The organism is Actinacidiphila sp. bgisy144 (genome assembly GCF_057708105.1).
The window spans coordinates 92610-114049 of sequence record NZ_JBYIRM010000010.1 but is presented as its reverse complement, the minus strand read 5'-3'; the positions used below and the strand labels follow the sequence as shown (position 1 = coordinate 114049).

The 21440-nt window shown below is 69.8% G+C and carries 16 protein-coding genes; 15 read left to right on the top strand and 1 reads right to left on the bottom strand.

Annotated elements, in window-relative coordinates:
• Positions 1–17 precede the first annotated feature (17 nt).
• The 4 genes from AC3EVP_RS14300 (at position 18) to AC3EVP_RS14285 (ending at position 3086) form a co-directional block, all read left to right on the top strand.
• Entirely contained in the window at positions 18–755 is a 738-nt protein-coding gene (locus tag AC3EVP_RS14300) for an LmeA family phospholipid-binding protein (RefSeq protein ID WP_435130025.1), read from the top strand.
• Positions 756–872: 117 nt separating this feature from the next.
• Positions 873–1103, top strand: a complete 231-nt coding sequence (locus AC3EVP_RS14295; RefSeq protein ID WP_435130022.1) for a hypothetical protein — start codon at positions 873–875, stop codon at positions 1101–1103.
• Between the two features lie 50 nt (positions 1104–1153).
• Complete coding sequence (locus AC3EVP_RS14290) at positions 1154–2023, top strand: fumarylacetoacetate hydrolase family protein (protein ID WP_335983441.1); 870 nt, start codon at positions 1154–1156, stop codon at positions 2021–2023.
• Positions 2024–2123: 100 nt separating this feature from the next.
• Positions 2124–3086: an alpha/beta hydrolase gene (locus tag AC3EVP_RS14285; protein WP_435130019.1), complete on the top strand. Its 963-nt coding sequence runs from the start codon at positions 2124–2126 to the stop codon at positions 3084–3086.
• A 45-nt stretch (positions 3087–3131) separates the two neighbouring features.
• On the opposite strand, the gene AC3EVP_RS14280 is transcribed toward AC3EVP_RS14285, so the two are convergent.
• Positions 3132–4661, bottom strand: a complete 1530-nt coding sequence (locus AC3EVP_RS14280) for a UDP-N-acetylglucosamine 1-carboxyvinyltransferase (protein WP_335983446.1) — start codon at positions 4659–4661, stop codon at positions 3132–3134.
• A gap of 359 nt (positions 4662–5020) precedes the next feature.
• Here AC3EVP_RS14280 and acnA point away from each other — a divergent pair, with 359 nt between their 5' ends.
• The 11 genes from acnA (at position 5021) to AC3EVP_RS14225 (ending at position 21408) form a co-directional block, all read left to right on the top strand.
• Positions 5021–7735 carry an aconitate hydratase AcnA gene (acnA, locus tag AC3EVP_RS14275; protein ID WP_335983448.1) on the top strand — a complete coding sequence of 905 codons (2715 nt, stop codon included), beginning with the start codon at positions 5021–5023 and terminating at the stop codon, positions 7733–7735.
• 487 nt (positions 7736–8222) lie between these two features.
• Positions 8223–9647: an N-acetylglucosamine/diacetylchitobiose ABC transporter substrate-binding protein gene (gene ngcE / locus AC3EVP_RS14270; RefSeq protein WP_335983520.1), complete on the top strand. Its 1425-nt coding sequence runs from the start codon at positions 8223–8225 to the stop codon at positions 9645–9647.
• Between the two features lie 42 nt (positions 9648–9689).
• Positions 9690–10616 (top strand): carbohydrate ABC transporter permease, encoded by a 927-nt coding sequence (locus AC3EVP_RS14265; protein ID WP_435130015.1) that lies wholly within the window; start codon positions 9690–9692, stop codon positions 10614–10616.
• Between the two features lie 10 nt (positions 10617–10626).
• Complete coding sequence (locus AC3EVP_RS14260) at positions 10627–11559, top strand: carbohydrate ABC transporter permease (RefSeq protein ID WP_435130012.1); 933 nt, start codon at positions 10627–10629, stop codon at positions 11557–11559.
• Between the two features lie 262 nt (positions 11560–11821).
• Positions 11822–13024 carry an ROK family transcriptional regulator gene (locus AC3EVP_RS14255; protein ID WP_335983454.1) on the top strand — a complete coding sequence of 401 codons (1203 nt, stop codon included), beginning with the start codon at positions 11822–11824 and terminating at the stop codon, positions 13022–13024.
• A 137-nt stretch (positions 13025–13161) separates the two neighbouring features.
• Positions 13162–14247 (top strand): sugar ABC transporter substrate-binding protein, encoded by a 1086-nt coding sequence (locus tag AC3EVP_RS14250; protein WP_335983456.1) that lies wholly within the window; start codon positions 13162–13164, stop codon positions 14245–14247.
• Between the two features lie 214 nt (positions 14248–14461).
• Complete coding sequence (locus AC3EVP_RS14245) at positions 14462–15250, top strand: ATP-binding cassette domain-containing protein (protein ID WP_335983458.1); 789 nt, start codon at positions 14462–14464, stop codon at positions 15248–15250.
• Positions 15247–16551 carry a sugar ABC transporter permease gene (locus AC3EVP_RS14240; protein WP_435130006.1) on the top strand — a complete coding sequence of 435 codons (1305 nt, stop codon included), beginning with the start codon at positions 15247–15249 and terminating at the stop codon, positions 16549–16551. Before AC3EVP_RS14245 ends, AC3EVP_RS14240 begins: the two co-directional genes overlap by 4 nt.
• 177 nt (positions 16552–16728) lie before the next feature.
• Positions 16729–18684 (top strand): 1-deoxy-D-xylulose-5-phosphate synthase, encoded by a 1956-nt coding sequence (gene dxs / locus AC3EVP_RS14235; RefSeq protein ID WP_335983460.1) that lies wholly within the window; start codon positions 16729–16731, stop codon positions 18682–18684.
• Positions 18685–18797: 113 nt separating this feature from the next.
• Positions 18798–20411, top strand: coding sequence for an amino acid permease (locus AC3EVP_RS14230; protein ID WP_435130002.1), 1614 nt, complete (start codon positions 18798–18800; stop codon positions 20409–20411).
• A gap of 130 nt (positions 20412–20541) precedes the next feature.
• Positions 20542–21408, top strand: a complete 867-nt coding sequence (locus tag AC3EVP_RS14225) for a DsbA family protein (protein ID WP_435129999.1) — start codon at positions 20542–20544, stop codon at positions 21406–21408.
• Positions 21409–21440: the final 32 nt, after the last annotated feature.

The following is a 21440-nucleotide window of genomic DNA, read 5'->3' as shown; positions in this document are numbered from 1 at the left end:
ATCGGAACTCCATCACTGTGAACAATCGTGGGATCGCCCTTGTCTCCGCCGTCTCCGCCGCTGTGATCGCCGGCGCCGCCGGTGCGACCGACCTCGTCGTCGAACACGTCGCCGAGCAGCGCGTCGTCAAAGCCGCGACCTGCAAGCTGAAGCCCACGGGTTCGGTGAGCGCCGACCTGGAGGGCTCCTTCGCCGGCTTCCACGCGCTGACCGGCGATCTCGGGACCGTCCGGGTGGATGCCGACGGCGTCAAGCGCCAGGGCGCCTCGGTGGACGTGCGGGCGGTTCTGAAGGACGTCACCAGGCAAGGCGGCACGGGCGGGGGAAGCGCCGCCGTCACCGTGCCCTACAGCGAGTTGCAGAAGCGCCTCGCCTCCGGAAGCGGCGCCGGGAGCGCGGGACTGGGCGGAATGACGGTCGGTTCGGACGGCTCCGCGCTCACCCTCACCGGGAGCGCGGGCCAACTGGGTCTCCCCGTCACGGTGGAGACCTCGCTCACCACCGCCGCGAACAGTCTCACCATCACCCCGACGAGCGTGGGGGTCCTGGGCCGCGACATTCCGGTGGGCCAGTTGGGCAGCGCGCCGATGGCCGCCGGCCTGGCGGACAAGCTGAAGCCGCGCACGGTCAAGCTGGACCGGCTTGCAGCCGGCGCGGTGCTCACCTCCGCGTCGGCAGGCACGCGGGGCCTGGTGCTGCACCTGTCCCTCGGCCCCGGCGCGGGGGCCGCCAAGAGCTCCGGCTGCTCGATGTAGCCGGCCCGTGGGCGCGATGGGGCCGGTGGCGTCCCGCTACCGGTTCCGCAGGCGTTGCGTCAGCCGAGCCAGCAGGGGGAGCGCGGCTGAGAGCGTGGCGCGCTCCTCGGGGACTTCGTGCCCGACGCCCCCGTGGGGACCCTGCTGCTCCCGACCAGCGGACCGTGGACCAAGCTCGGCGAGGCCGCCGACTACGTCCGCGCGGTCAAGCCCGAGCAGATCGTCCAGATCCACGAACTGATGCTCAGCGACCTCGGGCAGCACTCCGTCGCCAACCTGCTGGGTGAGAACGGACTGACCGGCATCGCCCTCCGGCGTCCCGCCCCCGGCACAGCCCTCCAGCTCTGAGCACCCTTCCCGCTCTGAGAACCCTTCCCGACTCCCGAAGAAGGAGCGCCATGCGCTTCGCGACCATCCGCACCGGCGACACCCGCACCGCCGCCCGGATCGAGGGCGACCGCGCCGTGCTGGTCGACGCCACCGACGCCGTCGACGCCTACCTGCGCCGAGACCGCCTGCGGGACATCGGCGAGACGGACGCCCGGACCGCCCCCTACGACTGCGTCTCGCCCGCTCCGGCGCACATCCTGTGCATCGGGCTCAACTACCGCGCCCACATCGAGGAACTGGGACGTCCGATGCCCGAGTACCCGACGTTCTTCGCCAAGTTCGCCTCCACCCTGACCGGCCCGCGGGACACCGTCACCCTGCCCCGCGTCAGCGACCAGGTCGACGGCGAGGCCGAACTGGCGGTGGTTGTCGGACGCCGGCTCTCCCGCGCCGACGTGCGGGAGGCGGCAGACGGCATCGCCGGCTACGCCGTCGCCAACGACATGTCGATGCGCGACTGGCAGCACCGCACGACCGAGGCGCTCCAGGGCAAGGTCTTCGACCGCTCTACGCCCCTCGGGCCGCTGCTGGCCACCCCCGACGAGGTCGACGACGCCCGCGACCTCGGTGTCACCTTCACCGTCGACGGCGTCGAGTGGCAGCGCGGATACACCGGTGACCTGCTGTTCACCCCCGCCGAACTCCTCTCCTACTGCAGCACCTTCCTCACCCTCGAACCCGGGGACGTCGTCCTGACCGGCACACCGGGAAGGACGACCGCGGCCGGCGCCACCCTCGAACCCGGCCGGCGGCTTGTCACCGCGATCGAGGGACTGGGCGAAGCGGTCAACCCCACCGCCGCAGACCCGCTGCCCGACACGAGGCCCGCCTGGACGGAGCGGACACCGGCCCGGTGGACACCACCCATCCGGACCTGACGACGGCCCACCCCGTACGGTGGCCCTCTGCCCCTCGGGGTCCGCGCCCACCGCTCCTTCCGGCCACCGCGCCCTCGGGCGATGCACAGCGAGGATGACCATGCCCGTACCGTTCGACAGCGAACTGCGCACCCTCTCCACCGCCCTCAGGGACGAGATGGGGGTGATGAGCCTCGACCGCCTCGCGGACGTCCGCGCGGAGGACGCCGCCGAGGTCCCGGACCTCGACGAGTTGCGGCGCGGCGGCCGGTTCGCCGTCGGCGAGCGCTCGGTCCCGGGGCTGGCCGGCAACCCCGAGGTCGCGCTGCTCATCTGCGAGCCCGCCGGCGCGGCCGGACCGCGGCCGGTGATCTACTACACGCACGGCGGCGGAATGTTCAGCGGCGACCACCGCCTCGGCCTCGACCCGATGCTCGACATGGCCGAGCAGTTCGGCGCCGTGCTCGTCTCGGTCGGTTACCGCCTCGCCCCCGAGCATCCGCACCCCGCTCCGATCGACGGCGTCTACGCGGGGCTGTTGTGGACCGCCGCTCACGCGGTCGAACTCGGCCTCGACCCGGCACGGATCGTCATCGCCGGCGCGAGTGCCGGCGGCGGCCTCACCGCCGCGCTCGCGCTGACCGTACGCGACAAGGGCGGCCCCCGGCCGCTGGGGCAGCTGCTGATGTGCCCGATGCTCGACGACCGCGGCGAGAGCGCCTCGATGCGGCAGATGGACGGCCACGACTTCTGGGACCGCGGCTGGAACGGATTCGGCTGGAGCGCCCTGCTCGGCTCCGCCCGGGGCGGCCCGGACGTGCCGGCCTACGCCGCTCCCGCGCGCGCCACCGACCTGTCGGGGCTGCCTCCCGCCCACATCGAAGTGGGCTCCGCCGAGTCCCTCCGCGACGAAGCCGTCGACTACGCCCACCGCATCTGGCGGGCCGGCGGTGAAGCCGAACTGCACGTGTGGTCGGGAGGCTTCCACGTCTTCGAGGTGATCGTCCCCGACGCCCGGATCAGCGTCGCGGCCCGCCAGGCCCGCCACTCCTTCCTCGACCGCCTTCTCGCCGGCCGGCCGTAGGAGGAGGGGGCAGGCAGGGTGCGGTGGAGCCCTCGGCGAAGGGGATCAGATGTCCCGGAAGATCTCGATCTGCGCGCCGATCGTGTTGAGCCGTTCCGCCAGGTCCTCGTAACCCCGGTTGATGACATAGACGTTGCGCAGCACCGACGTGCCCTCGGCGGCCATCATCGCCAGCAGCACCACCACCGCGGGGCGCAGCGCGGGCGGGCACATCATCTCCGCGGCGCGCCACCGGGTCGGGCCCTCGACCAGCACCCGGTGCGGGTCGAGCAGTTTGACCTGGGCGCCCAGCCGGGTCAGCTCGGTGAGGTAGATCGCGCGGTTGTCGTAGACCCAGTCGTGGATGAGCGTGGAGCCCTGGGCGGTCGCCGCGATGGCCGCGAAGAAGGGCACGTTGTCGATGTTGAGCCCGGGGAAGGGCATCGGGTGGATCTTGTCGATCGGCGAACTCAGCTTCGACGGGCGGACGGTGAGGTCCACCAGCCGGGTGCGGCCGTTGTCCGCGCGGTACTCGGGGGTGAGTTCGTGGTCGAGCCCCATCTCGTCCAGGACGGCGAGCTCGATCTCCATGAACTCGATCGGCACCCGGCGGATGGTCAGTTCGGACTCGGTCACCACCGCGGCGGCCAGCAGGCTCATCGCCTCGACCGGGTCCTCCGAGGGGGCGTAGTCCACGTCGCGGTCGATCTCGGCGACGCCGTGCACGGTGAGGGTGGTGGTGCCGATGCCCTCCACCTTCACGCCGAGTTCCTCCAGGAAGAAGCACAGGTCCTGGACCATGTAGTTGGAGCTGGCGTTGCGGATGACGGTCGCGCCATCGTAACGGGCGGCGGCCAGCAGCGCGTTCTCGGTCACGGTGTCACCGCGCTCGGTCAGCACGATCGCCCGCTTCGGGGCGATGCCGCGCTCCACCTCCGCGTGGTAGAAGCCGTCGGTGGCGGTGATGTCCAGGCCGAAGTGGCGCAGCGCGTTCATGTGCGGCTGCACGGTGCGGGTGCCCAGGTCGCAGCCGCCCGCGTACGGGATGCGGAAGCGGTCGGTGCGGTGCAGCAGCGGGCCGAGGAACATGATGACGCTGCGGGTGCGGCGGGCGGCGTCGGTGTCCATCGAGGCCAGGTCCAGCTCGGCCGGCGGTACGACCTCCAGGTCGTTGCCGTCGTTGATCCAGCGGGTGCGCACCCCGATGCTGCCCAGCACCTCCAGGATGCGGTAGACCTCCTCGATCCGTGCCACCCGGCGCAGCGTGGTGCGGCCCGCGTTCAGCAGTGTGGCGCACAGCAGCGCGACGCACGCGTTCTTGCTCGTCTTGACGTCTATGGCGCCGGACAGCCGCCGCCCCCCGACCACTCTCAGGTGCATCGGCCCGGCGTAGCCCAGTGCCACGATCTCGCTGTCCAGCGCCTCGCCGATTCTGGCGATCATCTCAAGGCTGATGTTCTGGTTGCCGCGTTCGATCCGGTTGACGGCGCTCTGGCTGGTGCCCAGCGCCTCCGCGAGTTGCGCCTGTGTCCAGCCGCGATGTTGCCGGGCGTCTCGGATGAGCCGGCCGATGCGTGCCAGGTAGTCGTCGGTCATATCAACGACCTTATCTCATATGTGAGATAGCGTCGCATCGGTTGGGCCGTCCGTGGGCGGGTCGCCGTCTTCACCGTAACGCCGCAGGGGCCGCCTGCCATCCGGGGCGCGGCCAGGCGGTGGACGCTCACCCGCGCGGACCTGGGCCGCCGCCCGGCGGCCGGGGGCGTCCACCCGCACAGACGGCGCCCGTCCGGTCCTGGTTCCCCGGGTGCCCGCGCATCACCCGGCGGGCCGGGGGTACCCGATTGCGGCAGGTGTACTAGAGTTATCTCGACATCGAGATATCTGCCGAGGCGTGCCGTCAGGACGCCAGCAATGCGGTGGTACGCGCGAGAACATGCATGAAGGAGACTGTCGTGTCGGCGAACAGCTTCGACGCCCGCAGCACCCTGCAGGTGGGCGACGAATCGTATGAGATCTTCCGGCTGGACAAGGTCGAGGGTTCGGCCCGGCTGCCGTACAGCCTGAAGGTCCTGCTGGAGAACCTGCTGCGTACCGAGGACGGCGCGAACATCACCGCCGACCACATCCGGGCGGTCGGCGGCTGGGACTCGCAGGCCCAGCCCAGCCAGGAGATCCAGTTCACCCCGGCCCGTGTGATCATGCAGGACTTCACCGGCGTGCCGTGCGTGGTGGACCTGGCGACCATGCGCGAGGCGGTCAAGGAGCTGGGCGGCGACCCGGCGAAGATCAACCCGCTCGCCCCGGCCGAACTGGTCATCGACCACTCGGTGATCGCCGACCGCTTCGGCACGCCGGAGTCCTTCACGCAGAACGTCGAGCTGGAGTACGGCCGCAACAAGGAGCGCTACCAGTTCCTGCGCTGGGGCCAGACCGCCTTCGACGAGTTCAAGGTGGTCCCGCCCGGCACCGGCATCGTGCACCAGGTGAACATCGAGCACCTGGCCCGCACCGTCATGGTCCGCGGCGGCCAGGCCTACCCCGACACCCTCGTCGGCACCGACTCCCACACCACCATGGTCAACGGCCTGGGCGTGCTCGGCTGGGGCGTCGGCGGCATCGAGGCCGAGGCCGCGATGCTCGGCCAGCCGGTCTCCATGCTGATCCCGCGGGTGGTCGGCTTCAAGCTCACCGGCGAGCTGCCGGCCGGCACCACCGCCACCGACCTGGTGCTGACCATCACCGAGATGCTGCGCAAGCACGGCGTCGTCGGCAAGTTCGTCGAGTTCTACGGCGAGGGCGTCGGCGCCACCTCGCTGGCCAACCGCGCCACCATCGGCAACATGTCCCCGGAGTTCGGCTCCACCGCGGCGATCTTCCCGATCGACGCCGAGACGCTCAGCTACCTGGGGCTCACCGGCCGCTCGGCCCAGCAGGTCGCGCTGGTCGAGGCGTACGCCAAGGAGCAGGGCCTGTGGCTGGACCCGGCCGCCGAGCCGGACTACTCCGAGAAGCTGGAGCTGGACCTGTCCACGGTGGTGCCGTCCATCGCCGGGCCCAAGCGCCCGCAGGACCGCATCGTGCTCGCCCAGGCCGCGCAGCAGTTCGCCCGCGACGTGCGCAACTACGTCACCGACGACGAGGAGGCGGGCAAGGAGTCCTTCCCGGCCTCGGACTCCCCGGCCACCCACAACGGGGTGCCCAGCAAGCCGACCCTGGTGACCACCCCCGACGGCGGCACCTACGAGATCGACCACGGCGCCGTCACCGTCGCCGCGATCACCTCCTGCACCAACACCTCCAACCCCTACGTGATGGTGGCCGCCGCCCTGGTGGCGAAGAAGGCCGTCGAGAAGGGCCTGACCCGCAAGCCGTGGGTGAAGACCACCCTCGCCCCGGGCTCGAAGGTCGTCACCGACTACTTCGACAAGGCGCACCTGACCCCGTACCTGGACAAGCTCGGCTTCAACCTGGTCGGCTACGGCTGCACCACCTGCATCGGCAACTCCGGCCCGCTGCCGGAGGAGGTCTCCAAGGCGGTCAACGAGGCCGACCTCGCGGTGGCCGCGGTGCTCTCCGGCAACCGCAACTTCGAGGGCCGGATCAACCCCGACGTCAAGATGAACTACCTCGCCTCGCCGCCGCTGGTCGTCGCGTACGCCATCGCCGGCTCGATGAAGGTGGACATCACCAAGGACGCGCTCGGCACCGACACCGAGGGCAAGCCGGTCCACCTCGCGGACATCTGGCCGACCGAGGCCGAGGTCAACGACGTGGTCGCCTCCGCGATCGGCCAGGACATGTTCACCGAGTCCTACCAGGACGTCTTCGCCGGCGACGCGCAGTGGCAGGCGCTGCCGATCCCCACCGGCAACACCTTCGAGTGGGACCCGCAGTCCACCTACGTGCGCAAGCCCCCGTACTTCGAGGGCATGGGCACCGACCCGGAGCCGGTCACCGACATCTCCGGCGCCCGGGTGCTCGCCAAGCTCGGCGACTCCGTCACCACCGACCACATCTCGCCGGCCGGTGCCATCAAGGCCGACACCCCGGCCGGCCAGTACCTCACCGAGCACGGCGTGCAGCGCCGCGACTTCAACAGCTACGGCTCGCGCCGCGGCAACCACGAGGTCATGATCCGCGGCACCTTCGCCAACATCCGCCTGCGCAACCAGATCGCGCCGGGCACCGAGGGCGGCTTCACCCGCGACTTCACCCAGGAGGGCGGCCCGGTCGCCTTCATCTACGACGCCTCGCGCAACTACATCGCGCAGGGCACCCCGCTGGTGGTGCTGGCCGGCAAGGAGTACGGCTCCGGCTCCTCCCGCGACTGGGCCGCCAAGGGCACCGCGCTGCTGGGCGTCAAGGCCGTCGTCGCCGAGTCCTACGAGCGCATCCACCGCTCCAACCTGATCGGCATGGGCGTGCTGCCGCTGCAGTACCCCGAGGGCGAGACCGCGCTGAGCCTGGGCCTGACCGGCGAGGAGACCTTCAGCATCAGCGGGGTCACCGCGCTCAACGACGGCAGCACGCCGCGCACCGTGAAGGTCAGCACCGACACCGGCGTCGAGTTCGACGCGGTGGTGCGGATCGACACCCCCGGAGAGGCCGACTACTACCGCAACGGCGGCATCATGCAGTACGTGCTGCGCTCGCTGCTGCGCAAGTAGCCCCGGTGACCTCGGCGTAACCCCGCCGAAGCACCGCTGTCGGCCGTACGGGCCGCACCCCTGTCACCCGGGGGTGCGGCCCGTACGTGTTGCTGCGGCAGGTCTCCCCGCCCCGGTGCCCTCCGGCCGGTTCACTACTTGAACACACCGGACCAGGAGGGGCGTTACGACTGAATACAAAGCCGACCGGAGCTTTCGGGCGGACGAACGTCCCACGTTTCGGACAGGTCTCAACTCGGGAAAGCTTGGCGGCCAAACTTTCTTTCGATCTTGCCCTGTCCGAGCCGAGTGGACTATACCTGTCGGCGTCCGGGAACCCGCTGAGCGCGGGACCGCGCGGGGGCGCCGACAGGGCGGCCAAGGCAGCCGTCGGCTATCGTTCCTCGCCTCACTGGATGCACCGCATCACTCACGCTTCAACTGTTCGCGGTCGTCGGCGGCTTCCGCTGCACCGCATGAGTCCTGGAAGAAGGCTGAGGACTTGAGCATGGGCTCCGAGATCAACCGCCGTGATGCCATCAAGCGGGCCATGGCCATCGGCGTGGTGGCCGTCCCGTCCGCCTCGCTGCTGTCGGCCTGCGCCTCCAGCGGCGGCGGCAGCGACAAGCCGAAGTCCGAACCCACCGGTGCCAAGACGGCGAACAACCCGCTCGGGGTGAAGAAGGGTGCCCCGCTGGAGGCGTTCATCTTCAAGGGCGGCTTCGGCGACTCGTACGTGAAGGCCGCCGAGGCGGTCTACAACTCCGAGTACGGCATCACGGTCAAGCACACCGGCACCCAGGGCCTCGGCCCCAAGCTCCAGCCGCGCTTCGCCAGCGACACGCCGCCGGACGTCATGGACAACTCCGGCGCCGACAACCTCGACACCGCGGCCCTGGCCAAGGAGAACAAGCTCCAGGACCTGACCGCGCTGCTCGACGCGCCGACCGTCGACGACCCGAGCAAGAAGGTCCGCGACGTCCTGATCGCCGGCACCGTCGAGCAGGGCCAGTTCGGCACCCAGGCGATGTACGCGTTCAACTACGCCTTCACCGTCTACGGCGGCTGGTACTCCAACAAGCTCTTCCAGGACAAGGGCTGGGAGTACCCGCAGACCTTCGACCAGGCGCTCGCCCTGGGCGCCAAGGCGAAGAAGGAGAACATCTCCCTCTTCACCTACCCGGGCAAGTACCCCTACTACGTCCACTTCGACCTGCTCGCCCAGATCGGCAAGATCGGCGGCAAGGACGTCCTCAACGCCATCGACGACCTCGAGGACGGCGCCTGGCAGGTGGACGCGGTCAAGCAGGTCATCGGCTACTACGAGGAAGTGGCCGCGAAGAAGTACTTCATGCCCGGCTCCGAGGGCATGACCCACATCCAGATGCAGACCGCCTGGACCAAGGGCAAGGCCGCCATCGTGGCGGACGGCTCGTGGGTGGAGAACGAGGCCGCCCCGACCATGCCCAAGGACTTCGACCTGGCGGTCGGCCCGCTGGTCGGCGCCGGCTCCTCCGACAAGCTGCCCTTCGGCACCGTCTACGCCGCGGCCGGCGAGCCGTACATCGTCGCGGCCGACGGCAAGAACCCGATCGGCGGCATGGAGCTGCTGCGCATCATGATCAGCAAGAAGGAGACGGACAACTTCACCAACACCACCAAGTCGCTGACCTGCATCAGCGGTGCCGCGGAGGGCCTGACCCTCACCCCCGGCCTGGCCTCGGCGTCCAAGGCGCTGACGGCGGCGGGCACCAATGTGCTGAACTCGCGGCTCCAGGACTGGTACGTCAAGCTCAACCAGGAGACCCTGGGCAACCTGACCCTCCAGCTCCTGACCGGAAAGATCGACGCCAAGAAGTGGATCGAGGGCGCGCAGAAGGCCGCCGACGCGACCAAGGCGGACTCGTCCGTGCCCAAGTTCAAGCACGTGTGACCCGAACCTTCCCTGACGGCTGAGACGAGAGCGACCGGCACCATGCGACACGGCAAGTACCGGTTCATCATCGGGTTTCTGGCAGTACCTGTGGCGTTGTACGCGGTCCTCGTGATCTCGCCCTTCATCCAGGACTTCCAGATCTCCTTGACGGACTGGAGCGGGTTGACCCCCGAGAAGCACTACATCGGGCTGGACAACTACCAGAAGATCATCCACAACAACCTCTTCTGGAAGGCACTGTGGCACAACGTCCTGATGCTGCTGATCGTGCCGATCGTGACGCTGGGACTGGGACTGTTCTTCGCCTTCATGCTCAATGTCGGCGGCCGGCGCAAGGGCAGCGCGTCGGTCGCCGGCGTTCGGGGCGCGGGTTTCTACAAGATCGTCTACTTCTTCCCGCAGGTGCTGTCGGTCACCGTGGTCGCGGTGCTGTGGGAGCAGATCTACAACCCCGACCCGGACAGCGGCCTGCTCAACGCGCTGCTGCACCACGTCCACCTCGACTCGCTCCAGCAGTCCTGGCTGGGTAACCCGAGCATCGCGCTCGCCTGCATCATGGCGGTGATGGTCTGGTCCAACGTCGGCTTCTACGTGGTGCTCTTCTCCGCCGGCATGGCCTCGATCCCCGCGGAGATCTACGAGGCGGCGCTGCTGGACGGCGCCAACCGGATCACCACCTTCTTCCGGGTCACCCTGCCGCTGCTGCGGGACACGGTGGCCACCGGCTGGGTGTACATGGGCATCATCGCCATGGACGGTTTCGCCCTGGTGCAGCTGATGTCGGTCAACAACGGCGGGCCGAACGAGAGCACGGACGTGGTGCCGCTGCTGCTGTACAAGACGGCCTTCCGCGACAACAGCCAGTACGGCATGGCAGCCGCGATCGGTGTCGCGATGCTGATCGTGACGCTGCTGTTCGCCGTTCTGACGCTGCGGCTCTCGCGCCGCGAGCGCATCGAGTTCTAGGGGTGCCGCGATGACCACTGAGACCTACGAAGACGCGCCCGGACCGGCGGACAAGGCTCCCCAGGCGCTCCCCGAGCCCGCGCCGGACGCGGCCGCCCGACACCGCTGGCGCGGCGAGGGCGTGGTGCTGAACGTCTTCAGCCACGGCTTCCTCATCGTCTGGGCGCTGATGGTGGCGGTACCGCTGCTGTGGGCGGTGTGGAGCTCCTTCAAGACCTCCGGCGACATCCTGTCGCACCCCTGGTCGCTGCCGTGGCCCCTGCACGGCGGCAGCTGGACGCGCGCCTGGACCAAGGCGCACATGGGCCGCTACTTCATCAACACGGTGATCGTGGTGGGCTTCTCGACCGTCGGCACGATGCTCTTCGGCTCGATGGCCGCCTACGTGCTGGCCCGGTTCGAGTTCTTCGGCAACCGCTTCATCTACTTCCTGTTCGTCGGCGGCATGGCCTTCCCGGTCGTCATGGTGCTGGTGCCGCTGTTCTTCGTCACGAAGAACCTGGGCATCCTCAACACGCTGCCCGGCCTGATCCTGGTGTACATCGCCTACTCGCTGCCGTTCACCGTCTTCTTCATGACGTCCTTCTTCCGGACGCTGCCGACGTCCGTGGCCGAGGCCGCGCTCGTCGACGGGGCGAGCCACACCCGCACGTTCTTCCAGATCATGGTGCCGATGGCCAAGCCGGGCATCATCAGCATCGGGATCTTCAACGTGCTCGGGCAGTGGAACCAGTACCTGCTGCCGCTGGTGCTCAACCAGGGCAACACCGACAAGTGGGTGCTGACCCAGGGGCTCGCCGACCTGGCGGTGCAGCAGGGATACAAGGGCGACTGGTCGGGTCTGTTCGCGGGGCTGTCGATCGCGATGCTGCCGGTGCTGGCGGTCTACGTCGTCTTCCAGCGGCAGGTGCAGGCCGGGCTCACCGCGGGCGCGGTGAAATAGGCCCGCCACCCGGCCGCGAAGGCCCCGTACGCTGTCCCCAGCGGCTCCGCGAGCATGCGGAGCCGCTGGTCGGCGTCCGGGGTGGATCGCGTAACGGTGTGGTTCTCCCCCTTGACGGGACATCACCCCTAACCCTCAACTTAGAGTTCACATGTTGTAGACGACGGGGTCTCACTGGTGTGGCAGCTCTGGCGCCGGTACCCGGGCCCCGTCCCGTGCGGGCAGCCGGAGGCGCTCCGGCCGCCGGGCAGGAGTGGATGTCGTGGATACTCCGGGATCGCAGTCGTCGCTGCACCGGGCCAACCTGGAGCGCGTGGTGCGGGCCGTCCGGCTCGCCGGTTCGCTCACCCAGGCGGAGATCGCGCGTACGACCGGCCTGTCGGCGGCCACGGTGTCCAACATCGTCCGCGAGCTGAAGGACAGCGGGACGGTGCAGGTCACGCCGACCTCCTCGGGCGGTCGGCGGGCGCGCAGCGTGGCGCTGTCGGGCGACGCGGGCATCGTGGTGGGGGTCGATTTCGGCCACTCCCACCTGCGGGTCGCGGTCGGCAACCTCGCCCACCAGGTGCTCGCCGAGCAGTCCGAGCCGATCGACGTGGACGCCTCGGCGTCCGAGGGCTTCGACCGGGCCGAACAGCTGGTCGGACGGCTGGTGGAGTCCACCGGGATCGACCGCGACAAGGTGCTCGGGGTGGGGCTGGGCGTGCCCGGCCCGATCGACATGGAGACCGGCCTGCTCGGCTCCACCGCGATCCTGCCGGGCTGGAGCGGGATCAACCCGCGGCAGGAGCTGATCGACCGGCTCGGCGTCCCGGTGCAGGTGGACAACGACGCCAACCTCGGCGCGCTGGGCGAGCTGGTGTGGGGCAGCGGCCGCGGGGTGCGGGACCTGGCGTACATCAAGGTCGCCAGCGGCGTCGGCGCCGGGCTGGTGGTGGATGGCCGGATCTACCGGGGCCCGGGCGGCACCGCGGGGGAGATCGGGCACATCACGCTGGACGAGTCGGGCCCGGTGTGCCGCTGCGGCAACCGCGGCTGCCTGGAGACCTTCACCGCGGCCCGCTACGTGCTGGAGCTGCTGCGCGGCAGCCACGGCGAGCACCTGACCATCCCGAAGATGGTGCAGCTGGGGCGGGAGGGGGACCCGGGGTGCCGGCGGGTGATCGGCGACGTCGGGCGGCACATAGGCATGGGGGTGGCCAGCCTGTGCAACCTGCTCAACCCGAGTAGGGTCGTGCTGGGCGGGGACCTGGCCGAGGCGGGGGAGCTGGTGCTCGGCCCGATCCGGGAGTCGGTGTCGCGCTACGCCATCCCCAGCGCCGCGCAGCGGCTGTCGGTGATGCCGGGGGCGCTCGGCGCACGGGCGGAGGTGCTGGGGGCGCTGGCCCTGGTGCTGAGCGAGATGGGTGACTCCACGCTCCTGGACGGGAACGCAGCGGTGGATTCCCCCGCGTTCTCGGCATAACGCAGCGTTCACACTGCTAACGAAACGCGCCGTTGCCATCTCGTTAAGTGTTTACTTCTTGACGACACGTGTCAGCGAGAGTTGACTCACCTGCACCTCGGCCGCAGTGTTGCGGCCCTGTCAGGGAGGCACCTCAGATGAACGCAATGACGCGTCGAATCGTCATCGGCACGGCGGCTGTGTCGATGGCGCTCACCATGGCCGCTTGCGGCAAGGCGGGCGGCAGCAGCAGCTCGGACAAGAGCAAGGACAAGTCGATCGGCCTGCTCCTGCCGGAGAACGCCACCACCCGGTACGAGCAGTTCGACAAGCCCCTGATCGAGAAGAAGATCAAGGAGCTGTGCTCGGACTGCACCATCAGCTATGACAACGCTGCCGGAGACCCGCAGAAGCAGGCCCAGCAGGTCAACACGATGATCACCAAGGGTGTCAAGGTCCTCATCGTGGACCCGGAGGACTCGGTCGGCATCAAGTCCTCGATCCAGGCCGCGGTCAACAAGGGCATCAAGGTCGTCGCCTACGACCGCCTCGCCGAGGGCCCGGTCTCGGCCTACGTCTCGTACGACAACGAGAAGATCGGTGAGGAGCAGGGCCAGGCCCTGCTCGACGCGATGGGCGCCGACGCCAAGCCGACCTCGAAGATCGTCATGATCGACGGTGACCCGGCCGACCCGAACGCCGCCATGTTCAAGGCCGGCGCGCACAAGATCCTCGACGGCAAGGTGAACATCGCCTACGAGCAGTCCGGTCTGTGGAAGGACACCACGGCCAACCAGAAGATGACTGCGGCGATCACCCAGCTCGGCGCGAAGAACATCAAGGGCGTCTACTCCGCCAACGACGGCATGGCCGGCGGTATCGCCACCGCCCTGAAGGGCGCGGGCATCAACCCGCCGCTCACCGGCCAGGACGCGGAGCTCCCCGGTGTGCAGCGCATCCTCGCCGGCACCCAGAGCGCCACGATCTACAAGCCGTACAAGCCTGAGGCCGACGCCACCGCCGAGATCGCGGTGAACCTCCTCGAGGGCAAGAGCATCACCAGCATCGCCACCACGACGTCCAAGAGCGCGTCCGGCCAGACCGTGCCGTCGCTGCTGATCGGCGCCACCGCGGTGACCAAGGCCAACCTCAAGGACACGGTGGTCAAGGACGGTCTGTACCCGACCTCCCAGATCTGCACCACCCAGTTCGCGGCAGCCTGCAAGGCGGCCGGCATCGAGTAGAGCCACCGCCTCCCGGTGAAGCCTGTCCGGTGCCCCGCACCCACCAAAACACCCCGCTGCCGGGGCGGGGCGCCGGACGGAAACACGACGGGACCAGTGGGGGAACGGGCCAACGCCCGTTCCCGTCAGGCCTTGCAATCCTGTGCTCCCCAGCACTTCCTCCGCGGGCGGTAACCCGGTCCGCGGCATCCCCGCCGGTCAGGCGGCGAAGGAGATGGTTCACGTGTCCGCTACGCCCGTGTTGGCGTTGCGCGGAGTCTCCAAGCGATTCGGTGCGGTGCAAGCCCTCACCGACGTCGAGCTGGAGGTCCACGCCGGAGAAGTGGTCGCCCTCGTGGGCGACAACGGTGCCGGCAAGTCAACTTTGGTCAAGACGATCGCAGGCGTCCACCCGATCGACGAAGGCGTCATCGAGTGGGAGGGCCGCGGCGTCAACATCGGGCGCCCGCAGGACGCCCAGCAGCTCGGTGTCGCCACCGTCTACCAGGACCTGGCGCTGTGCGACAACCTCGATGTGGTCGGCAACCTCTTCCTCGGCCGGGAGCTGCTGCGGTTCGGCAGCCTCGACGAGGTCACGATGGAGAAGCGCTCCCGCGAGCTGCTCAACACCCTCTCCATCCGCATCCCCAGCGTCCGCATCCCGATCGCGAGCCTTTCCGGCGGCCAGCGCCAGGTGGTCGCCATCGCGCGTGCGCTCATCGGTGAGCCCAAGGTCGTCATCCTCGACGAACCGACCGCCGCGCTGGGCGTCGAGCAGACCGCGCAGGTCCTCGACCTCGTCGAGCGGCTGCGCGAGCGCGGTCTCGGCGTCATCCTGATCAGCCACAACATGGCTGACGTGATGGCGGTCGCCGACACCGTCCACGTGCTGCGGCTGGGCCGGAACAACGGTTCCTTCCCGGTGAAGAGCACCACGAACGAGCAGATCATCGCCGCGATCACCGGAGCCACGGACAACGCCGTGACCCGTCGGCAGTCGCGCAACGCGGAGGCGGCCAAGTGAGCGACGAGACGACCATCGACACGTCGAAGGACGGCGACAAGCCGTCCGTCGAGGAAGTACCGCCGCCCGCGGTGGCGGCGGTCGACCCGCGCCTGCTGGTGCGCGAGCAGGGCCTGAAGGGCTACGTCACCGAGTTCCAGCGCCGCCTCAAGGGCGGCGAGCTGGGCTCGCTGCCGGTCATCGTGGCGCTGATCGTCATCTGGGCGATCTTCCAGAGCAAGGACAGCCTGTTCCTCAGCTCGACCAACATGGTCAACATCAGCTACTTCGTGGCGGGCACCGGCATGCTCGCCATCGGGCTGGTGTTCGTGCTGCTGCTCGGTGAGATCGACCTGTCGGTCGCCTCGGTCAGCGGCCTGATCTCCGCGCTGTTCGCGGTGTTCACCACCACACACGGCATGAACATGTGGTTGGCGTTCCTGCTGGCGGTGCTCATCGGCATCGGTATCGGCGCCGTGCACGGCATCTTCTTCGCGAAGGTCGGCGTGCCCGCCTTCGTCGTCACCCTGGCCGGCTTCCTCGGCTGGAACGGCCTGATGCTGTGGGTGCTGGGCGACACCGGCAGCCTCTCGATCGCCGACAAGGGCCCGATGCACCTGCTCGGCCAGACGTCCTTCTTCATGGACCAGGACATCGCCGGCGCCTACATCCTGGCCACCGTCGGGGTCGCCGCGCTGCTGCTCGGCTCGTTCGTCGAGCAGGGCCGCCGCCGCAAGGCCGGCGTGCCGTTCCGCCCGACCAGCGAGATCGTCGCCCGCGCGGTGCTGCTGGCGATCGTCGCCTACGTCGTGGCGTTCGTGCTCAACAAGACCGCCGGTGTGCCCAACGCCCTCGTGGTCTTCCTGGTCGCGCTGATCATCTGCGACTTCGTGCTGCGGCGGACCACCTTCGGCCGCAAGGTCTTCGCGCTCGGCGGCAGCATCGAGGCCTCCCGGCGTGCCGGTATCAACGTGGACCTGGTCCGGATCTCGGTCTTCGCCATCGCCGGCGGCTTCGCGGCCCTCGGCGGTCTGTTCCTGGCCGCCCAGACCCAGACCGCGACGCTCCAGGCGGGCAGCGGCAACACCCTCATGCTCGCCATCGCCGCGGCCGTCATCGGCGGCACCAGCCTCTTCGGCGGGCGCGGCCGGGTCTGGTCGGCCCTGCTCGGTGGCCTGGTCATCCAGTCCATCACCACCGGCCTGGACCTGCTGAACATGAACACCTCCATCCAGTACATGATCACCGGTGGCGTGCTGCTGGCGGCCGTGGTCGTGGACTCGGTGTCCCGCAGGACCCAGCGGACGTCCGGGCGCGCCTGACGCCCCGGCCGTACCCGTAACGAGGCACCCGGCGCCTTCGTGGTACGACCGGACCACAGCCCGTGACATATCTCGCACGGGTCGGCCGACGCTCCGGTATGCGGAACATTAGACTCGCGGAACGGCCAGATCGGCCCGCCGCGACGGACAAGTGCGCGCTAGGAAGAGGAGGCACGGGTGGCACTGCTGACCCGTATCAACGGACCCCGCGACCTCGACCGGCTCAACCCGCAGCAGCTGGTCGAACTGGCCGAGGAGATCAGGGACTTCCTCGTCGACGCGGTCTCGAAGACCGGCGGCCACCTCGGCCCCAACCTCGGCGTCGTCGAGCTGACCATCGCGCTGCACCGGGTCTTCCACTCGCCGGCCGACCGGGTGCTGTTCGACACCGGCCACCAGGCGTACGTGCACAAGCTGCTCACCGGCCGGCAGGACTTCGCGAAGCTCAAGAGCACCGGCGGCCTGTCCGGCTACCCCTCGCGCGCGGAGTCCGAGCACGACGTCATCGAGAACAGCCACGCCTCCACCGTGCTCGGCTGGGCCGACGGCCTGGCCAAGGCGAACGAACTGCTCGGCCGCGACGACCAGGTGGTCGCCGTGATCGGCGACGGCGCCCTGACCGGCGGCATGGCCTGGGAGGCGCTGAACAACATCGCCGCCGCCAAGCACCGCCCGCTGGTCATCGTGGTCAACGACAACGAGTGGTCCTACTCGCCGACCATCGGCGGCCTGGCCAACCACCTCGCCACCCTGCGCACCACCGACGGCTACGAGCAGTTCCTCGCCCGCACCAAGGAGGTGCTGGAGCGCACCCCGCTGATCGGCAAGCCGCTCTACGAGACGCTGCACGGCGCCAAGAAGGGCCTGAAGGACTTCGTCACCCCGCAGGGCATGTTCGAGGACCTGGGGCTGAAGTACCTCGGCCCGATCGACGGCCACGACATCGAGGCGGTGGAGTCCGCGCTCCAGCGCGCCAAGCGCTTCCGCGGCCCGGTCATCGTGCACTGCATCACCGAGAAGGGCCGCGGCTACACCCCCGCCGAGCGCGACGAGACCGACCGCTTCCACGGCATCGGCCCGATCCACCCCGACACCGGGCTGCCGGTCGCGGCCGGCGGCGCCGACTGGACCTCCGTCTTCGGCGACGAGATGCTCGAACTCGGCAAGGAGCGCGCGGACATCGTCGCCATCACCGCGGCCATGCTGCACCCGGTGGGGCTGACGAAGTTCGCCAAGGCGTTCCCCGACCGCGTCTACGACGTCGGCATCGCCGAGCAGCACGCCGCGACCTCCGCGGCGGGCCTGGCCACCGGCGGCCTGCACCCGGTCTTCGCCGTCTACGCCACCTTCCTCAACCGCGCCTTCGACCAGGTGCTGATGGACGTCGCCCTGCACAAGTGCGGGGTGACCTTCGTCCTGGACCGGGCCGGGGTGACCGGCAGCGACGGCGCCTCCCACAACGGCATGTGGGACATGTCGATCCTCCAGGTGGTGCCGGGCCTGCGGATCGCCGCCCCGCGCGACGCCGACCAGGTCCGCGCGCAGCTGCGCGAGGCCGTCGAGGTCGACGACGCCCCGACCGTGGTGCGCTACTCCAAGGGCGCGGTCGGCCCGGCGGTCGCCGCGGTCGGCCGGATCGGCGGCATGGATCTGCTGCGCGCCCCCGCGGACGGCACCGACCGCCCCGACGTGCTGCTGGTCTCCGTCGGCGCGCTCGCCCCGATGTGCCTGGAGGTAGCCGCGCTGCTCGACGCCCAGGGCATCACCTCCACCGTGGTGGACCCGCGCTGGGTCAAGCCGGTCGACGCCGAGCTGCCGAAGCTCGCCGCCCGGCACCGGGTGGTCGTCACCGTCGAGGACAACGGCCGGGTCGGCGGCGTCGGCTCCGCGATCGCGCAGGCACTGCGCGACGCCGAAGTGGACGTCCCGCTGCGGGACTTCGGCATCCCGCCGCAGTTCCTCGCGCACGGCTCGCGCAAGGACGTGCTGGCCGCCATCGGCCTCACCGCGCCGGACATCGCCCGCCAGGTGACCGGGGTGGTCGCCACCATCGACGGCCGGTTCGCCGACGAGGCAGGCACCGTCGGCACCGCGGGCACCGTGGACGCCGCCGGCGAGGTCAGCCGGGACTGACGGCGCGCTGACCGCCGCACGCCGCCACCGCGGCCCTGTACGGCGCCGCAGGCGCCCGCCGGCGCGTACCAGGGGGTTCACCCGCACGGGTGGACCCCCTGCGCCGTCGAGGGATGTGTAGGCGCGCCTTGACGGGTGAGGTGATCCACCGCAGTGGAGTAACCAGCACCGCACCGGGACCGGCCTGGGCGGCGCAGCGATCCGATGGAGGTGCGCCTGTGGATCTGGGCACGCGCGAGGCGACGTCGACGACGCCACGGCAAGGGGTGTTCCGTACCAAGACCATCGAGCAGTCCATCGCGGACACCGAGGACCCCGAGCACGGCCTGCGCAAGGAACTGTCGGCGCTCGACCTGATCGTCTACGGCGTCGGCGTCATCGTCGGCACCGGCATCTTCGTGGTGACCGGCGCGGTCGCCAAGCAGTACGCGGGCCCGGCCATCGCGCTGTCCTTCATCGCCTCGGCCGTCGTCTGCGGGCTGGCGGCCCTGTGCTACGCGGAGTTCGCCTCCACCGTGCCGGTCGCCGGCTCGGCCTACACCTTCAGCTACGCCTCCATCGGCGAGCTGCCGGCCTGGATCATCGGCTGGGACCTGGTGCTGGAACTGGCGCTCGGCGCGGGCGTGGTGGCCGGCGGCTGGTCCGGCTACGTCACCAACCTGCTGAACAACGTGGGCATCACCATTCCCGACCAGCTCAGCCACAAAAGCGGCCACTACGGCTTCGACGTCCTCGCCGCCGCCCTGGTGCTGGTGCTCACCGGCATCGTGATGGCCGGCATGAAGCTGTCGGCGCGGGTCACCGGCCTGGTCGTCGCGGTGAAGGTCACCGTGGTGCTGCTGGTGATCTTCGCCGGGCTCTTCTACGTCACCGGCAGCAACTACTCGCCGTTCCTGCCGCCCTCCCAGAGCAACACCGGCGCCGGATCGACCCTGCACGCGCCGCTGGTGCAGGCGGCGTTCGGCTTCACCCCGTCGTCGTTCGGCGTGATGGGGATCTTCTCCGGCGCCGCGGTGGTCTTCTTCGCCTTCATCGGCTTCGACATCGTGGCCACCGCCGCGGAGGAGACCCGCCACCCGCAGCGGGACATGCCGCGCGGCATCTTCGGCTCGCTGGTGGTGTGCACCGTGCTGTACGTCGCGGTGTCGCTGGTGGTCACCGGGATGCAGAAGTACTCGGAGCTGGACACCAGCGCCCCCCTGGCCAGCGCGTTCAAGGCGGTCGGCGCGCCCTTCTGGTCCGGCCTGATCAGCTTCGGCGCCGCGGTCGGCCTGACGTCGGTGGTGATGATCCTGCTGCTCGGCCAGACCCGGGTGTTCTTCGCGATGAGCCGCGACGGACTGCTGCCGCGCGCCTTCTCCCGGGTCCACCCGCGCTTCGGCACGCCCTACCGCACCACCGTGCTGCTCGGGGTGGTCGTCGCCCTGATCGCCGGGTTCTTCACCGTCGGGCAGTTGGAGGAGATGGTGAACATCGGCACGCTCTTCGCGTTCGTCGTCGTCGCCGTCGGCGTGGTGGTGCTGCGCCGCACCCGCCCCGACCTGCCGCGGGCCTTCCGGGCGCCGTGGGTGCCGGTGCTGCCGGTGCTGTCGGTGTGCGCGTCGCTGTGGCTGATGATCAACCTCAGCGTGGAGACGTGGCTGCGGTTCGCCGGATGGATGGCGCTGGGCTTCGCGATCTACTTCGGCTACGGCCGCGGCCACAGCCGCCTCGCGCGCCGCGACTGACCCGCCGCGGCCGCCCGCCCCGGCCCGCCGGGGGCCGCCGCCGGGGCCCGGGCCACCCGTTTTCCGGGCCGGGCCGCGGCGGTGGTAGAAATGCGCGAGAGCAGTGCGGGACGATCGAGGTGGCGTAGGCATGACGGAGTCCAAGGGACCCGGCAAGAGCGGCGGCGCGGCGGCGCCGGCGAAGAAGAAGCGGAAGGGCCCGCTCGCCAAGATACGGCCGTACGCGGTCGGCATCATGGCGGTCGTCGTGGTCTTCGGCGGCTCCGCGCTGATCGGCGCGCACGTGCGCGCCTCCAAGGACGACAAGGTGTCGGCCCCGTCCGGCGCGGTCGGCCCCGCGGTGGTGCCGACCGGACCGGTGGACCTGAGCAGCACCGCGAGCCCCACCCCCACCGCGAGCAGCGGCCCCAACCTCCAGGTGGCGGTGCGCCCGTCGGTCCCGGTCACCATCACCGTCTACGAGGACCTGCGCAGCCCCGACTCCAAGGCGTTCGCGCAGGAGTACCAGGACGTGCTGCGCCAACTGCTGACCACCGGCCAGGTGCAGATCCACTACCAGCTCGTCACCGCCTCGGACCGCACCTACGGCGGCAGCAGCTCGCAGTACGCCGCCAACGCGGCCGCCTGCGCGCAGGACCAGGGCCGGTTCACCCAGTTCGTGCAGGAGGTCTGGGACCACCAGCCCGACCCGCACAGCGCCGGCCTCGGCAGCGAGAAGCTCATCAAGTCGCTGGCGCACAAGGCCAAGAAGATCAAGATGGCCAACTTCGAGCCGTGCATCGAGCAGGGCGACCACAAGGGCTGGGTGATCAAGTCCCAGGCCGACTTCGCCCACTCCGGCCTCGGCCAGGTGCCCGCGCTGGAGATCAACGACAAGCCGGTCAAGGACGTCCGCACCTCGCTCACCCCGGCCAAGCTGCGCACCATGGTCAACAAGGAGGCCAAGCGCGTGATCGCGCTCCAGGCCACCCCGACCGCCTCGCCCGCCCTCAGCTGACACCGGCTCCCCGTACGACACGACCGTGCCCG

Coding starts and splice junctions, on each gene's coding strand:
- AC3EVP_RS14290 (WP_335983441.1), top strand. CDS start 1,154: ATGCGCTTCGCGACCATCCGCACCGGCGACACCCGCACCGCCGCCCGG.
- AC3EVP_RS14285 (WP_435130019.1), top strand. CDS start 2,124: ATGCCCGTACCGTTCGACAGCGAACTGCGCACCCTCTCCACCGCCCTC.
- AC3EVP_RS14280 (WP_335983446.1), bottom strand. CDS start 4,661: ATGACCGACGACTACCTGGCACGCATCGGCCGGCTCATCCGAGACGCC.
- ngcE (WP_335983520.1), top strand. CDS start 8,223: ATGGGCTCCGAGATCAACCGCCGTGATGCCATCAAGCGGGCCATGGCC.
- AC3EVP_RS14265 (WP_435130015.1), top strand. CDS start 9,690: ATGCGACACGGCAAGTACCGGTTCATCATCGGGTTTCTGGCAGTACCT.
- AC3EVP_RS14260 (WP_435130012.1), top strand. CDS start 10,627: ATGACCACTGAGACCTACGAAGACGCGCCCGGACCGGCGGACAAGGCT.
- AC3EVP_RS14250 (WP_335983456.1), top strand. CDS start 13,162: ATGAACGCAATGACGCGTCGAATCGTCATCGGCACGGCGGCTGTGTCG.
- AC3EVP_RS14245 (WP_335983458.1), top strand. CDS start 14,462: ATGGTTCACGTGTCCGCTACGCCCGTGTTGGCGTTGCGCGGAGTCTCC.
- AC3EVP_RS14230 (WP_435130002.1), top strand. CDS start 18,798: ATGTGTAGGCGCGCCTTGACGGGTGAGGTGATCCACCGCAGTGGAGTA.
- AC3EVP_RS14225 (WP_435129999.1), top strand. CDS start 20,542: ATGACGGAGTCCAAGGGACCCGGCAAGAGCGGCGGCGCGGCGGCGCCG.